Here is a 14588-nt window from a genome sequence, read left to right on the forward strand (position 1 = left end):
CCCGCCGCCGTGCCGTGCGCCCCGAGCGGTGATACCCCGCTCGCCGGGGTGCGGGTCGTCGAGTCCACCAACCGCGTCCAGGGGCCGCTCGCCGGGCACCTGCTCCACCTGCTCGGCGCCGAGATCGTCCGCCTGGAGCCTCCCGGCGGCGACCCGATGCGCGGCGTCCCGCCCCTGGCGGGCGACTGCTCCGCCCGCTTCCTCGCACTGAACCGGGGCAAGGGCGCCGTCGAGGCCGACCTGAAGACGGGCGCGGGGCGGGAGGCAGCGCTCCGGCTCCTCGCGTCGTCGGACGTCTTCCTCCAGAACTGGCCGCCCGGCCGGGCGAGCCTGTTCGAGCTGGACGCCGGCGACCTGGCGGCCGTCCGGCCGGGCCTCGTCTACGCGCACGCCGGAGGCTGGGCCGACGTCCACCCCGCGCCCCAGCCCATGGGCACCGACTATCTCGTCCAGGCGTACACGGGAGTCGCGGCGGCGCTGGCGGCGGACGGGCAGGCCCCGGCGCCGACGCTGATGACGATCACCGACGTGCTCGGCGCCCTCATCGGCGCCGAGGGGACGGTCGCGGGCCTGCTCGCCCGCGCCCGCGGCGGCACCGGTGTCCGCGTCGAGACCGGGCTCGTCGACGCCGCCCGCCTCCTGCTCGGCGCGCACACCGACCACCCGCGCACCGACCACCCGCACACCGACCACCCGCACACCGACCACAGGGCCGGAGCGACGGCGCCGACCGCGCCCGTCGTCACGGACCTCGCCGCGATGGTCGCCGACCCCGTCTACGAGAGACTCTTCGAAACCGGCGCCGGAGCCGCCTACAGCCGCAGCCCGTGGACGTTCACTCCCCAGCCCCCGCATCGAAGAGAGGACGCATGAGAACCGCCACCGCCTCCCCATGGAGATCAGCCAACGGAGTCGCCATCGCCGACCGGGTTCCCGCGGAGACGCGCGCGGCCTGGACCGCCGCCGGGCTGTGTCCCGGCCGGGACCTCTACGCGCTGTTCCGCGACCACGTCCGCGCCGCACCCGCGCGCGAGGCGGTCATCGACGAGGCGGGCGCGCTCGACTACGCGGCGCTCGACGACCGTGTCCGGCGGGCGGCCGCCGCGTTGCGGGCCGCCGGGCGGGGGTCCGCCGACATCATCGCCGTCCTGCTGCCGAACGGGCGCGACGCCGTCGTCGCCGAGCTGGCGATCGCGGCGATCGGCGCGGTGGCCCTGCCGATTCCCCACACGCACCGGCCGCGCGACATCGCGAGCCTCCTCGGCCGGTCACGCGCCGCCGCGCTCATCACCGCCCCGGAGACGGCCGCGGCGGCCGAGGGGCACCCCGGCCTCCACGTGTGGACGCCGGGCACGCCGCCGTCCGGGGGGATCCGCTCCCTGGACGAGGCCCTCGGCGGGGAGGAGCGGGCCTGGCGTCCCGAGGGCGTCGACCCGGAGGCACCGGCCCGCATCCTGGTCTCCTCGGGCTCGGAGTCGGAGCCGAAGATGGTGGCCTACTCCCACAACGCGATGGCGGGCGGGCGCGGCAACTACGTCGCCGCCCTGAGACGCGGCCCGGAGCCGATGCGGGCCCTGGTGCTGGTCTCGCTCGCGTCGTCGTACGGGTCGCTGGCGACATCGGTGATCGTCGCGCGGCACGGCGGGACGCTGGTGCTGCTCCCGCGCTTCGGCGCCGCCGCCGCGCTCGACGCCGTCGAGCGGCACCGTCCCACCCACCTCTTCGGTGTGCCGACCATGCTGTGGCGGATGGGCGAGTGCGGCACGGGCGCGGACGTGTCCTCGCTCCACGCCGTCGTCTCCAGCGCGGGCCCGGTGCACCGGCACGTCCACGACGCCTGCGTCCGCCGGTTCGGCATGCCGCCGGTCAACATCTACGGGTCCAGCGACGGGGTCAACTGCCACACCGGCCGCGACCCGTCCCGATGGGAACCCGGGCTGGCCGGCGTCCCCGATCCCGATGTGGCGCGGATCGGCATCCGCGACCCGGAAGGACGGCCGCTGCCTCCCGGTCAGGCGGGGGAGATCTGGGCGCTGGGACCGATGACCCCGTTGTGCTACGTCGCGGCGCCGGACCTGGACGCCCGGTACCGGGCCCCGGGCGGCTGGGTGCGCACCGGCGATCTCGGCCGGCTGGACGCCGACGGCACGCTGTGGGTGCTCGACCGGCTCAAACGCATCGTGATCCGCGGCGGTATCGGGATCTCCCCGGCCGAGGTGGAGCGTGCGCTCCTCGGCCACCCCGGCGTCGCCGACGCGCACTGCGTCCCGGTGAGCGACCGGGACCTGGGCGAACGCATGTGCGCCTGCCTGGCACCGCGCCCCGGGGCCCCGCCGCCGTCCCCCGCCGAGCTGATCGCGTACCTGCTGGAACGCGGCCTGGACAGGCGCGGCCTGCCCGAACGCTTCCTGATGCTGCCCGAACTGCCGCTCGGCCCCACCGGCAAGGTCGACGTCTCCGCCCTCACCCGCGCCGCCGCCGAGGCCGCCGTCACGGCGGACGGCGCGGGCCACCCCGGCCAGGAGCGACGATGAGCGCGTTCCGCATCGACCTTCACGCGGCCGCGCCGGACGTCCACGCCGCGATGGCCGGCCTCGACAGGGCCGCGAGCGCGGACCTCGATCCTCTCCTCGCCGAACTCGTCCGCGTCCGCGTCTCCCGGATCAACGGCTGCGCGTTCTGCCTGTCGGCGCACACGCGGGCGGCGGTGGAGGCGGGAGAGGACGAGCGCCGGCTGGACGCGCTCGCGTCCTGGCGCGAGAGCCCGCGGTTCACCGGCGCCGAGCGGGCCGCCCTGGGCCTGGCCGAGGCCATGACCTCGATCGGCCCGGCGGGCGTCCCCGACGCCGTCTTCGCCGCCGCCCGCGAGCACTTCGACGAGACCGCCCTGGCCCATCTCCTGTGGACGATCGCCGCCATCAACGCCTGGAACCGGGTGAGCATCGCCGCGTTCCCCTGACGCTCAGCGGGAGCGGAGGCCCCGGTCGGCGAAGGTGATCAGCCATTCGAAGCTCTCGTCGACGTCGGCGCTCCACTGGAAGCCGTCGGCCGCCTGCAGCGTGGCGAAGCCGTGGCAGAGGCTGCGGAGCGTGCGCAGGGCGTGGTCCACGTCGGACTCTCCGATCTCGTAGCCGCGCAGGACCGCCGTGAACGCGCCGAGCAACCGCCCGCCCGCGGCGGTCAGCGGATCGTCCGGGCCGGACGGCTCCACGCCGATCGTCGCGGCGTACCGTCCGGGATGCTCCAGGACGAAGGCGCGGAAGGCCCGCGCCGCGGCCCGCAGGGCGTCGCGGCCCGCGTACCCCTGGACCGCGCCGCCCACGGCATCGGCGGCCTCGTGCAGCGCCAGCACCGCGATGCGCCGGTTGAGGTCCTCCTGGCCGCCCACGTGCTTGTACAGCGACGGGGTGCGGACGCCCACCCGCTCGGCCAGCAGGCCCATCGTCAGGTTGGGCAGGCCGACCTCGTCGGCCAGGGCGGCGCCGGCCGCGACCACGGCCGCCGGGTCCAGGCCGGCCCTAGGCACGAGCGGCGTTCTCTCGGAGGAAGGGGAGCATCAGCGAAACCACCTGGTCGGGGAACTGGTCGTGCGGGTAGTGCCCCGCGCCCTCGATCATCTCAAGACGCCCGAGCCCGGACGGCAGGGCATCGACGATCGCCGACCCCTCCGCGTGCGGGTCGGCCCAGTCGGGGTCGAGCGTGCCCATCACGACCAGGACCGGGCAGCGGACGTCGCCGAGTCGCGCGCCGGCGTCGGTGGGGGCGGTCCGGCCCATCCCCTTCAGGGCCTTCATCCGGCCCGGCTCGCGCACCAGGGACTCGATGCGGCGGAGCCGCTCGTCCCAGTGGGCCGGCTTCGCGCCGGGGTAGGCGACGTCGAGGTACGAGCGCCAGAGCCGCACGCTGCCGAGCAGGTTCGCCCCGAGGAGCCGCAGCATGCCCTGCCGGTAGCGCTTCACCCGCAGATCGCCGAGGCGGACCGACTGCTTGCGGGTGAACGGCGCCAGCTCGACGACCGCGCTGACCAGCGACGGCTCCCGTGCCGCGGCGATGGTGGCCGCGCCGCCGGCGATCGAATGGCCGACGAGCACGGCCGGGCCGCCGCCCAGGTGGCGGAGCACGGCGAGCAGGTCACCGGCGATGGCGGTGCGGCTCCAGTCCGTCCAGCCGGTGCTGGACTCGCCGCAGCCGCGCAGGTCCACCGCGGCGACCCGGTGGCCCGCCGCCACCAGCCGCTCGGACACGGCGCGGTAGGCGGCACGGCTGTCGCCCATGCCGTGCGCGAGGACGACCAGCGGACCGGTCCCCGCCACCTCGTAAGCGATCGTGCCGCCGTCGACGGCCAGGTACTCGGTCATGGCGTCCTCCCGGATGGCTAATGGCATTAGCTAGAAGCTAACCCAATTAGCTGATCCTGTCAACGACGAGGATCCGGGCGGTGGGCAGGGCGGTGGGCACGGCGCCGGGCGTAGTGCGCGGTGAGGATCAGGACCAGCGGGCCCCACAGCAGGAGGGGCGCGTAGGAGATGTTCATGACCACGCCCGCGGTGCCGTGCGGGAACTCGGGGTGTGCCAGGGGCCCGTCCGGAGTCACCGCGAGAAACAGGCAGAGGCCCGAGACCGCGACGCCGCCGAGGACGGCCGGGACGATCGCCGCGAGTGGCGGGACCCGCCGGCCGCCGAGGCGCGGAATCCACCGCGGCACCGTCTCCCCCCATGGCCGGACCAGGCCCAGGGTCAGGAACGCCGCCGCCTGTGAACCGACCGTCAAGGCCAGCACGTACACCATGATGTCGATGCCCGTGTACATCTCGCCGAGGCGACCGGTGAACCCGACATCGGCGCCGAAGCCCAGAGCCATCCGCCAGATGCCGGACGGCACCGTGCACAGGACGGTCGCCCAGGCACACCAGACCGCCCAGCGAGGAGCGCCCGTGCTGCCCGGGATCTTGGAACCTTCCGCGGTGGCGGGAAGGGAGCGTGTGATGGACATCGCGTCCTCCGTGATGACAGGGGGTGCAGACCCCTCAACCATCGCGATTCCGCTGACCCCGGAGGATCCCCAACGAAGGCGAACCGCCTCACCCGTCAGAGGGATCCCCACGCTCACCGCACAAGCGAAAGTCCGTGCCTCCACCGGATCCAGGATCCGGTGGAGGCACGGACGGTATGCGCCTTGGAGGTCAGGCGGCTTCGATGCGCTGGGCGAGCCAGTTCTCGAGGACGATCAGTGCGGAGCGTCCGCTCTGGTCGACGGGGGCGGTGCCGTACTGCTCGTGCCGCCGCGTGCCGTAGAAGACGGCGGCGTCGAGGCCCTCGTTGATCAGATGAGCGGGCGACAGCTGGGTCTTCAGGAGCTGGTTGAGGGTGCCCTTCGGCAGCGGAACCCCGGCGACGCCCAGGCCGTGCTCGGCCAGGTCGGCGATCTGGGGGGCCATGGAGAGCAGGTCGACGCCGTAGAAGTCGTTCAGCGACTTGGCCGGGTTGGCCGGGTCGATGGTCACCTTCCGCTTCGGGTCGAAGTTGTCGAGCTTGTCCTGGATGGTACGCAGGTTGCGGGTGATCCGGACCCAGTCGACCCGGTCGAGGATGACCAGGGCCTCCCCGACGGCCCGCTCCGGGGAGCCGGGCGGCCACATCGACAGCAGCGCGGCGAGCGGGGTGAGGTCGACGCGGTTGGCCGTCTTGGCCAGCGGCAGCAGCTTGTCCTCGATCGCGACCAGGGAGCGGTACACGCCTCGCGCGTCGCCCTTCTGGACGTACGCGGGCAGGGCCTTCGCGGCGCGCTGGATCCCCTGGTAGTCGATCTTGCTGATGCCGCCGATGATGTTGCTCGCCTGGGCGAGCAGCGCGACCGGCTGGAGCCCCTGGATGACCTTGGTGACCTTGGCCACCTCGGCGGCGGGCAGCCCGGTCAGCGGCGCGGCCTTGGCGGCGGCGGCGAGCGCCGCCTGCGCCAGCCCGGCCGTGTTCCCGGCCTTCGCGGCGGCGATCACGCCGTCCAGGTCGGTGGCGAGCCCCACGAGGTCGGTGTTGTTCAGCGCCTGCAGCACCTGGCCCGCGGTGTGGTTCTGCGAACCGGGCGGGGCCTGGAGCAGGGAGTTCACCAGCATGGGGTTGGCGACCGCGCGGGTGAGCGCCTGCAGCGGGCCGACGAGCGCGGCCAGCTCGCCCGCGGTACGGGCCGCGGCGGCGGAGTCCTTGCCGCGCGCCTGCCCGGCCAGCGTCTTCACGCCGGTGGGCACGGTGGACAGGTCGGCCGGCTTGCCGTTGACCTTGCCGAGGTCGGTGGCGAGCTCGTTCTGCGCCGACTGGTGCATGTTGGCGAGGCCGACCTGGCCCAGCACGGTGCCGAGCGTGGAGGAGAGCTTGTTCTCCTCAGGCAGGGCGCAGTACAGGTCGCCCTTGAGGCAGACGTTCGCGACCTTGCCGGACAGCGAGCCGAACCCCTGCGGCCGCGGCCCGGCGATGCCCTTGGTCCCGGGCATCGGGTCACCGAGGTTCACCTCGCCCTTGGTGCCCCTGGCCGGGTCGGCCACGCTCCCGCCCGCGATGTACGAGCCGGCCGGGACGGCGCCCTTCCCGGCTCCGATCGCCGCCGCGACGTCGCCGTTGACGTGGGCGCCCTGGCTGAAGCCGAGCCCGACGAACCGCGTTCCGGGGCAGGCACGGGCGATATCGGTCATCGCCTTGTTCGCCGCGTCGATGCCGGTCTGCTTGGAGTCGGCGTAGGTCTTGCCCTGGTCGAACGCGGTGGCGTGGTAGCCGACCCAGTAGGAGGAGATCCGGTCGCCGAACCGCTGCTCCAGCGGTTCGGTGACGCCGCGGAGCATGCCGACCGGCGTGTTCGGGTCGGCGTTGGACGTGGTCTCCCAGGTGCCCGGCACGACGATCAACTTGATCGGGGTGCAGGCCATGGCCTCGGACGCCCGGGCCGCGGTGGCCGAGTTGTCCGAGTTCAGCAGCGGCACCGCCGCGGCGGCGGCGACCGCTCCGGCCACCGCGATCACGGTGGCCGGTCTGCGGTAGCGCTGGATCACCGATTTTCTGGCATGCGAGCCTGAACTCACTTGCGAATTCCTTTCAGGGGTGAAGTACGCCCCGGTCGGGGGGCGTAAAGGCGCCCCCTCAGGGGCGGAATGGCCTCAGGGTTTCGTCACTGGCCCTTCAGCGCGCAGAACCCGTCCTCGGCGGCCTTGAAGGTGGCCTCCGTCGTACCCTTGGACAATTCGGGCACGAAGTTGTAGCTGTTGGTGGCGACGACCGACTGGTGCTTGCCGTCCGGGCTGGTGAACCACTGGCTGAAGTAGCCGAGCCCGGCACCGTTGTGCCACAGCGCGGGGCCGCAGCGGGTCGGCTTGAGCATCACGCCGAGCCCGGCTGCCTTCTCGGCCGAGAAGGGCGTCATCATCTGCTTCTGCTGCGCGGGCGGAAGCAGCTTCCCGGTCGCGAGCGCGCGGGTGAAGTTGGCCAGGTCGTCCTGCGTGGACACGATGGCGCCACCCGGGCCGAGGTATGTGACGTTCGAGAACGAGATGTCCCGGAGGCTCAGGAAGTAGCCGTGCATCCAGTTCCCGTACAGCTTGGGGTCGGACTCGGGGTAGGTGGTGTTGCTGAGTCCGAGCGGCTTGATGATCCGGTCGGTCACCTCGGCCGACGGGTGCCGTCCCGTCGCCGCCTGGATGATCAGGCCGGCCAGGTGGTAGTTGGCGTTGGAGTAGAAGTACTGGGCGCCGGGCGGCCCTATCTGCCCCTTGGACATGGCTATCTTCACCAGGTGGCGCGGGTCCAGCTTCCGGTACGGGTTGAGGTCGGCGACGTATTCCAGCGAGGTGGGGATGTCGTTGATGTAGTCGGGGAGCCCGCTGCTGTGGTTGAGCAACTGCCGGATGGTGATCTGCTTGCCGTCGTTGCCGCCGGCGTTGACCAGGCCGGGCAGCCACCGGTCGACGGTGTCGTTCATCGACAGCTTGCCCTCGGCCTCCAACTGCAGGAGCACCGTGGCCGTGAACGCCTTGGTGTTGCTGAAGATGCGGAACTGCGACTTGGGGTCGGCCGGAATGCGGCGGAACTGATCGTTCCAGCCGGTGGAGGCGTAGCGGTACGAGTCACCGCTGCGGACCATGCCGATCATGCCGGGCAGCTTGTGGTCGGTCCGGACCTTGTTCACGCGCTCTTGGAGGAGGGCCCCGGCCGGCCCGCTGAGGTCCGCCCCGGCGGTCGCGCTCGCCGGGGCGACCGCGGCCTCCTGCTCTTGGACCGTCACCACCACCGCGGTCGCGGTGGCGGCCGCGGCCACGAGCACCGCACCGGTTCGGACAAAGAACTTCCGACTTCGCATTTCGGGTCTCCAGGGGATTTACGCGATCTTGGAGGCGAGGCTAGCGAGACCCGTTGAAATTAGGATGACACCCGAATATCACGGGCTTCCGCATTCGTCTCGGGTGGATAACCGGTGCCTGGACATGCCTGAGAACGGCCGCCGACGCCAGGCGGTATCGAACGGCGTTAAAGGAGCGCGGGTGCCGTTCCGACGGTGACCGGACCTTCCCGGCCCGGGACCTGGTGCTCCTCCGCGGCGAGCCGCCGGGCGAACAGGGCGAGGAGGCCCTGCAGCCGGTACCGGTGGACGGACGGCTGCTGGACGAGGCTCGCGTCCACCAGGTTCTCCAGCGCCTGCTCGGCCCGGTGCGCGGCCCAGCCGAGGGTGGCCGCCAGCGCCCGGTGGCCGGCCTGCCCGGCCGGCGTGGTGCCCAGCGCCCGGAACGCGTGCCGCTCGGCGGCCGGAAGCCGGGCGTAGGAGAGCCGGAACGCCGCCTCCACGCTGCGGTCCTCCGCCGTGAGCTCGGCCAGGCGGCGCTCGTCGTCGGCCATCCGCCGCACCAGGTGCCCGATCGCCCAGGCCGGGCGGCTCTGGATCCGCGCGCCCGCGATGCACAGCGCCAGGGGCAGCCGGTCGCACAGGCGAGCCAGTTCGCCCATGGCGTCCGGCTCCCGGGCGGCGCGCTCGGCGCCCACGATCCGGGTGAGCAGCTCCTCCGCCGCCTGCCGGGTGAGCGGCCCCAGCGAGATCCGGCGGTCCACGTCCAGCCCGACCAGCCGGTGGCGGCTGGTCACCAGGACCCGGCTGTCCGCCCCGGCGGGGAGCAGCGGCCGCACCTGGTCGGCGCCGGAGGCGTTGTCGAGGACCAGCAGCAGGCGCAGCCCGGCGGTCGCGCTCCGCCAGAACGCGACCAGCTCGTCCAGGTCGTCGAAGGCGTGCGCGGCGCCGATCGCCCGCAGCAGCCGTCGCAGCACGCGCTCCGGGGGCAGCGCCTCCCGGTGTTCGCTGTGCCCGTGCAGGTCGACGAACAGGCAGCCGTCCGGGTACCGGTGGCACAGCTGCCGCGCGGCGCGCACGGCCAGGGCGGTCTTGCCCGCGCCGGCGACTCCGTCCACCGCCGACACCGCGGGGTCGCCGCAGGTGAGCAGGTCCAGTTCCTCCTGCCTGCCGACGAGGTCCCCGACGCCGGCCGGAAGCTCGTCGGGGACGTGCCGCGTGGACCGCGTCTGGGAACGTTCCCCGGCGCGGGGCTCGCCGCGGGGGATGAGGCCCAGTGCCGCGTCGTCGCCGCGCAGCACCGCCTGATGCACGCTCCGCAGCCGCTCGCCGGGTTCGACCCCCAGGTCCTCCACCAGCCGGTGGCGGAGCTGCGAGTACGCGGTCAGCGCGTCGGCCTGCCGCCCGCTCCCGTAGAGCGCGCGCATCAGCAGTGCGGTGAGGGTCTCGCTGTGCGCGTGCTTGGCGATCTGGGCGTGCAGTTCGCCGATGGCGTCCACGGGCCGGCCGAGCTGGAACTGGCATTCGACCTTCTCCTGCAGGAGGGTCAGCCTTCGCTCCTCCAGCCGCAGGCGTTCGGCCTCCGCGAACGGCCCGGGGAGCCCGGCCAGCGGTTCGCCCTGGAACAGCTCCAGGGCGCGCTGGCAGGCGCTCACCGCGGCCGTCAGGTCTCCGGTTATCTTCGCCGCGGCCGCCTCGTCCGCGATCTGGTCGAGCCGCGTCAGGTCGAGCGTGCTCTCGCGGCTGACGAAGCGGTAGCCGCCCCGTTCGCGGGCGATCACCGACTCGCGGGGGCAGTCGTCGACCGCCCCCAGGCGGCGGCGCAGGCGGTGGACGTACACCGGCACGATCTTGCTGCCCGAGCCCGGCGGTTCGGCGCCCCAGACGCCGTCGAGCAGTTCCCGCCCGCTGACGGTCATGTCCGGGCGCAGCAGGAGCGCCGCGAGCAGCGCCTGCTGCCGGATGGGGCCGAGGTCGAGCCGGGTCCCGTCGCGCCAGGCGCGGAGCGGGCCCAGCACGGTGAAGTCGAGCGGGCGGGGGGCCGGGGCCGGCATCGTGTCCGAGGTCATCGCCATCATCAGACCGATCTCTTGAACTGCTGAGCGGGGTCGTCCGCGCGCCGAGGGGAGGCTCGCGCGGACCGGGCATAACGTTGTGATTGCACGCTATAACAATGTGATGCGCGAAAGCGGTGAACGGTTCGGAACGTTTCGGCGTCAGCCCGTCACTGCGTGGAGCGCGGGCGCCGCCCGCGCCGGGGCGCCGGCTCCTCCGCGGCGGCCTTGGCCGTCCCGAGGTCCTGCGGCGGGAGCCCGGCGGAGCGTTCGGCGGCCCGGCGGTCGTCCCCGAGGCCGACCAGCAGGTTGATCGCTTGCGGGCCCAGGATGTGCAGGACGCCGCGCCCCTCCTGGCCGAACATCCCTATGGTCTCCAGCAGCACGTAGCCGTGGACCATGCACCAGAACTGCCCGGCCACGAGGACCGGGTCGTCCTCGCGGATCCGCCCGGCGTCCATGGCGCGCCGCACCAGCCGTGGCAGCAGCGCGAAGGCGTCGTTCATCTCGGTCACCGTGGTCGGCGTGCCCTCGGTGGTGAGATCGTGCCCGAACGACGGGAGGGACCCCTGCGGAGCGAGTCCGAACATCAGCCGGTACCGCTCGGGACTGGCGAGCGCGTACTCCCGGTAGGCGAGCCCGAGAGCCAGCAGGTCGGCCACCGGGTCGTCGGTGTCGGGGAGCCGCAGATGGCGCTCGAAACGCGCGAACGCCTCCCGGCCGAGCGCCTCGTACACCCCGGCCATCCCGCCGAAGTGCGTGTACACCGCCATGGTGGACGCGCCGATCTCCGCGGCGAGCCTGCGGGCGTTCAGCGCCTCCGGGCCCTGCTCCTCGAGCAGTCGTAGCCCGGCCTCGACCAGCTTCTCGCGCGCCTCCGGTTCCGTCCTGGACATGACATTGTTATACCTCGTCGGCGGCCGGAGCGGCAGCCGGGCGACCATGATCTTTACCCCGATCCGGCGATCGCGGCACGGGTCAGCGCGTGGCGAGCACCAGCGCGCCCGCCGGGACGTTCAGGTCCCACCCGGTCCAGCCGGCGGCCGCCGGGCAGGCTGAGCGCGATCAGCGGCAGCACGTACCCGAGGACGACCCATTCGGTGAGGCTCGTGCTCGTGCCGAAGTCGTGCTCGATGGTGGGCAGCGCGACGTTGACGATGGTCACGTCCAGTTGCGCCATGAAGACCGCCAGTCCCGTGGCGGCGACCAGCCACCAGCGGTTCCGCGTGCCGGAGTCCTCCGTGCTCATCGCCGCCCCCAAGAACTTGTCAGCGTGTCCACTTAATAAAGTAGACACGCTGACAAATTCCCGCAACCGCCGTGCGGCGAGGCGAGGCTCAGGCCTGGGACGTGCCGGGTCCGGGCGGGATGAGGGGCTGGACGAGGCGCACGGCCTGGCGGACCAGCTCGTCCACGGGCGGCGCCACGTCCAATGTGGCGCCGTGCTCGTCCGGCTGGAGAACCTCCAGGGTCTCGAACTGGGAACGCAGCAGCGCGGGCGGCATGAAGTGGTCGCGGTCGCGCATCCGCCGGTGCAGCAGCTCCTCGGCGCCGTGCAGGTGGAGGAAATAGGTGTCCGGCGCCGGGCGGCGCAGCACGTCGCGGTAGGACCGCTTGAGGGCGGAACAGGCGAGGACGGTGGACGTCCTGGTGGCCCGCCGCTCGGCCGTCCAGCGGGCGAGCGCCTCCAGCCACGGCCACCGGTCGCCGTCGGTCAGCGGCTCGCCGCCGGACATCTTCGCGATGTTCGGGGGCGGGTGGAAGTCGTCGGCCTCGGCCATCGCCGGCCCGAACCGGTCCCGGAGGTGCCGCGCGACCGTGCTCTTGCCGCTGCCCGCCACCCCCATCACCACGATGTGGACACTCATGATCAAGGGGCCGCTCCGTCCGTGGGTACGCTGGCGGGCATGTCGACGCTGCACGAGGAGGTCCTCGGCAAGCTGGGGCCGTTGATCATCTCGGGATCCCTCGCGCCGGGGTCGAAGGTCAACCTGGAGTGGGTGCAGCAGGAGTTCGGCGTCTCGCGGACGGTCGCCCGGGACGCGGTGCAGGCGCTCGCGTCGATGCGGCTGGTCGCCAGCCGGCGGCGGACCGGCGTCACGGTGCTGCCGAAGGACGAGTGGGACTTCTACGACCGCACCGTGATCAGGTGGCGGCTCGACGGGCCGGAGCGCGGCACGCAGCTGCACCAGCTCTCGCAGCTGCGCACCGCGATCGAACCGCCCGCCGCCGCGCTGGCCGCCCGGCACGCGGACGGCCGCCAGCGGGACCGGATCGTCGAGCTCGGGGCGGTGATGGAGGCCGCGGGCGAGGCCGGCGACCTGGCCACGTTCCTCGAACACGACATCGCCTACCACCGGCTCCTGCTCGAAGCCTCGGGCAACGTGATGTTCGCCGGCCTCGCCTACGTCGTGGAGGAGGTGCTGCGCGGGCGCACGCTCCACCACCTGATGCCGCCGCAGCCCAAGCCCGAGGCGCGCCGACTCCACCTCGTGGTCGCCGAGGCCGTCGCCGGCCGCGAGTCCGAGGTCGCCAGGGCCGCGATGACGGCCATCTGCGTCGAGGTCACCGACGAGATGGGCCAGCTGGACGGGAGCAGCGCCCCGGCCTCCTGAACCGAGGGGGCTCAGGCGACCAGCCACAGCAGCGACGCGATCGCGAACACCGACAGCCCGAGCGTCGTCTCCATGACGGTCCAGGTCTTCAGCGTGGTCTTCTCGTCCATCCCGAACAGCCGGCTCACCAGCCAGAACCCGGAGTCGTTGACGTGCGAGAGCACGGTGGCGCCCGCCGCGATGGCGACGACGAGGAGGGTCAGCTTGAAGTCGCCGAGGTTCGCGTCGCCGACCGCGCCGGCGATCAGCCCGCCGGTCGTGGTCAGCGCGACGGTGGCCGAGCCCTGCGCGACGCGCAGCAGGGTCGCGATGATGAACGCCTGGAGGATCAGCGAGATGCCGAGGTCGGACAGGCTGCCGCTCAGCGCGTCGCCGATGCCGCTGAGCTCCAGGACCCCGCCGAACATGCCGCCCGCGCCGGTGATCAGGATGATCGAGCACACCGGGCCGAGGGCCTGGTCGACGATCTTGGTGACGGTCGCCATCGAGGCGTTGGGACGGCCGAGCACGAGGATCGCGGCGATGACCGTGATCATCAGGGCCACCGGGGTGATGCCGAGCAGGCTCAGGAAGTCGACCCAGTCCTGGTCCTCGGCGAGCACGCCGCTCTCGACCAGCGTCGTGAGCACGGTGTTGAAGGAGATCAGCACCAGGGGGATGAGCAGGAGCAGGAGGACCGTGACGAAGGACGGCGCCCGCCAGGTCGTCTCCCCGTCCTTCTCGCCGTTCCGTTCCGTGCCGTCCTGCACCTCGCCGAAGATCACGTCGGACACCGGCACGTCGATCCTGGCGGCGAGGAACCGGGAGACCAGCATGACGCCGACGTACCAGGCCACCACCGCGATCGGGATGCCGACGAGCAGCGTGAGCCCGACGTTGGCGCCGATCAGGTTCGCCGCGGCGACGGGACCGGGGTGCGGCGGGACGACCGCGTGCATCGCGGCGAACGCGCCCGCCGCGGGCAGCGCGTAGTAGAGCACGGACCCGCCGAAGCGCCGCGCCACGGTGAGGATGATCGGCACGAAGACGACGAGCCCGGCGTCGAAGAAGATCGGGAACCCGAACAGCAGGGACGCGACGCCCAGCGCGAACGGGGCCCGTTTCTCGCCGAACCGGCCGATGAGCGTGTCCGCGAGCGTCTGCGCGCCCCCGGTCACCTCCAGCAGCCGCCCGAGCATGACGCCGAACGCGACCAGCAGGGCCACCCCGCCGATGGTGTCGGCGAACCCGAACATCAGCACGTCGGGGATGTCGCCGGGCTCGAACCCGACGACGACGGCCGTGAGCACGCTCACCAGGACCAGGGATACGAAGGCGTGCAGCTTCACCTTCATGATCAGGAACAGCAGCACCGCCACGGCGCCGGCCGCGATCAGCAGCAGTGTGACGGTGCCGAACTGGGGTTCGATCGCTTCCACGGGGCAACTCCGATGCTTCCCGCCGCCCAGCCGGTCTCGGGCGCGTACGCACACCTTGCAGCAAAGGTAATACCTTTTACAAGTCCTCTCGCCCACGCTTTTCCGTCCGGCTTCGGGGCATCCGGGAGACGGGTGCGTTGTGAGAGCAGGTGTGGGGGATCGATGCGGAGGCCGCGGGGGC

Annotated in this window: 14 protein-coding genes; 4 read left to right on the forward strand and 10 right to left on the reverse strand. The window is 72.6% G+C overall.

Annotated features, from left to right (window positions below):
• From E1281_RS27430 to E1281_RS27440, 3 genes are all read left to right on the forward strand, one after another.
• The coding region (locus tag E1281_RS27430; protein ID WP_207943523.1) for a CoA transferase at positions 1 to 873 on the forward strand (873 nt) is incomplete at its 5' end.
• Entirely contained in the window at positions 870 to 2534 is a 1665-nt protein-coding gene (locus E1281_RS27435) for a class I adenylate-forming enzyme family protein (RefSeq protein ID WP_131882606.1), read from the forward strand. The genes E1281_RS27430 and E1281_RS27435, both read left to right, overlap by 4 nt.
• Complete coding sequence (locus E1281_RS27440) at positions 2531 to 2959, forward strand: carboxymuconolactone decarboxylase family protein (RefSeq protein WP_131882607.1); 429 nt, start codon at positions 2531 to 2533, stop codon at positions 2957 to 2959. Before E1281_RS27435 ends, E1281_RS27440 begins: the two co-directional genes overlap by 4 nt.
• 3 nt (positions 2960 to 2962) lie before the next feature.
• On the opposite strand, the gene E1281_RS27445 is transcribed toward E1281_RS27440, so the two are convergent.
• The 9 genes from E1281_RS27445 to E1281_RS27485 form a co-directional block, all read right to left on the reverse strand.
• Positions 2963 to 3526 (reverse strand): TetR-like C-terminal domain-containing protein, encoded by a 564-nt coding sequence (locus E1281_RS27445; protein ID WP_207943524.1) that lies wholly within the window; start codon positions 3524 to 3526, stop codon positions 2963 to 2965.
• Entirely contained in the window at positions 3519 to 4358 is an 840-nt protein-coding gene (locus E1281_RS27450; protein ID WP_131882608.1) for an alpha/beta hydrolase, read from the reverse strand. Before E1281_RS27450 ends, E1281_RS27445 begins: the two co-directional genes overlap by 8 nt.
• Positions 4359 to 4417: 59 nt before the next feature.
• Positions 4418 to 4993: a hypothetical protein gene (locus E1281_RS27455; RefSeq protein WP_131882609.1), complete on the reverse strand. Its 576-nt coding sequence runs from the start codon at positions 4991 to 4993 to the stop codon at positions 4418 to 4420.
• A gap of 190 nt (positions 4994 to 5183) precedes the next feature.
• On the reverse strand, positions 5184 to 7070 hold the full coding sequence (locus tag E1281_RS27460; protein WP_131882610.1) for a cutinase family protein: 1887 nt from the start codon (positions 7068 to 7070) through the stop codon (positions 5184 to 5186).
• 86 nt (positions 7071 to 7156) lie between these two features.
• Positions 7157 to 8341, reverse strand: a complete 1185-nt coding sequence (locus E1281_RS27465; protein WP_131882611.1) for a serine hydrolase domain-containing protein — start codon at positions 8339 to 8341, stop codon at positions 7157 to 7159.
• Positions 8342 to 8508: 167 nt separating this feature from the next.
• Positions 8509 to 10389: an AfsR/SARP family transcriptional regulator gene (locus E1281_RS27470; RefSeq protein ID WP_207943525.1), complete on the reverse strand. Its 1881-nt coding sequence runs from the start codon at positions 10387 to 10389 to the stop codon at positions 8509 to 8511.
• Between the two features lie 155 nt (positions 10390 to 10544).
• The gene (locus E1281_RS27475; protein WP_131882612.1) at positions 10545 to 11270 is read right to left on the reverse strand and encodes a TetR/AcrR family transcriptional regulator; all 726 of its coding nucleotides are present in this window, start codon (positions 11268 to 11270) and stop codon (positions 10545 to 10547) included.
• A 53-nt stretch (positions 11271 to 11323) separates the two neighbouring features.
• A complete protein-coding gene (locus E1281_RS27480) occupies positions 11324 to 11623 on the reverse strand; it encodes an MFS transporter (protein WP_131882613.1) in 300 nt (99 codons plus the stop codon).
• A gap of 88 nt (positions 11624 to 11711) precedes the next feature.
• Positions 11712 to 12242, reverse strand: coding sequence for a gluconokinase (locus E1281_RS27485; RefSeq protein WP_131882614.1), 531 nt, complete (start codon positions 12240 to 12242; stop codon positions 11712 to 11714).
• 39 nt (positions 12243 to 12281) lie between these two features.
• Here E1281_RS27485 and E1281_RS27490 point away from each other — a divergent pair, with 39 nt between their 5' ends.
• Complete coding sequence (locus E1281_RS27490; protein ID WP_131882615.1) at positions 12282 to 12989, forward strand: FCD domain-containing protein; 708 nt, start codon at positions 12282 to 12284, stop codon at positions 12987 to 12989.
• Between the two features lie 11 nt (positions 12990 to 13000).
• On the opposite strand, the gene E1281_RS27495 is transcribed toward E1281_RS27490, so the two are convergent.
• Positions 13001 to 14407, reverse strand: a complete 1407-nt coding sequence (locus E1281_RS27495; RefSeq protein WP_131882616.1) for a GntP family permease — start codon at positions 14405 to 14407, stop codon at positions 13001 to 13003.
• Positions 14408 to 14588: the final 181 nt, after the last annotated feature.

The organism is Actinomadura sp. KC345 (assembly GCF_004348515.1).
Lineage (GTDB): Bacteria > Actinomycetota > Actinomycetes > Streptosporangiales > Streptosporangiaceae > Spirillospora.

What these genes read in the sequence shown, in the direction of transcription:
- E1281_RS27435 (WP_131882606.1), top strand. Translation starts at nt 870, where the DNA reads ATGAGAACCGCCACCGCCTCCCCATGGAGATCAGCCAACGGAGTCGCC.
- E1281_RS27455 (WP_131882609.1), bottom strand. Translation starts at nt 4,993, where the DNA reads ATGTCCATCACACGCTCCCTTCCCGCCACCGCGGAAGGTTCCAAGATC.
- E1281_RS27450 (WP_131882608.1), bottom strand. Translation starts at nt 4,358, where the DNA reads ATGACCGAGTACCTGGCCGTCGACGGCGGCACGATCGCTTACGAGGTG.
- E1281_RS27485 (WP_131882614.1), bottom strand. Translation starts at nt 12,242, where the DNA reads ATGAGTGTCCACATCGTGGTGATGGGGGTGGCGGGCAGCGGCAAGAGC.
- E1281_RS27440 (WP_131882607.1), top strand. Translation starts at nt 2,531, where the DNA reads ATGAGCGCGTTCCGCATCGACCTTCACGCGGCCGCGCCGGACGTCCAC.
- E1281_RS27475 (WP_131882612.1), bottom strand. Translation starts at nt 11,270, where the DNA reads ATGTCCAGGACGGAACCGGAGGCGCGCGAGAAGCTGGTCGAGGCCGGG.
- E1281_RS27490 (WP_131882615.1), top strand. Translation starts at nt 12,282, where the DNA reads ATGTCGACGCTGCACGAGGAGGTCCTCGGCAAGCTGGGGCCGTTGATC.
- E1281_RS27470 (WP_207943525.1), bottom strand. Translation starts at nt 10,389, where the DNA reads ATGACCTCGGACACGATGCCGGCCCCGGCCCCCCGCCCGCTCGACTTC.
- E1281_RS27480 (WP_131882613.1), bottom strand. Translation starts at nt 11,623, where the DNA reads ATGAGCACGGAGGACTCCGGCACGCGGAACCGCTGGTGGCTGGTCGCC.
- E1281_RS27465 (WP_131882611.1), bottom strand. Translation starts at nt 8,341, where the DNA reads ATGCGAAGTCGGAAGTTCTTTGTCCGAACCGGTGCGGTGCTCGTGGCC.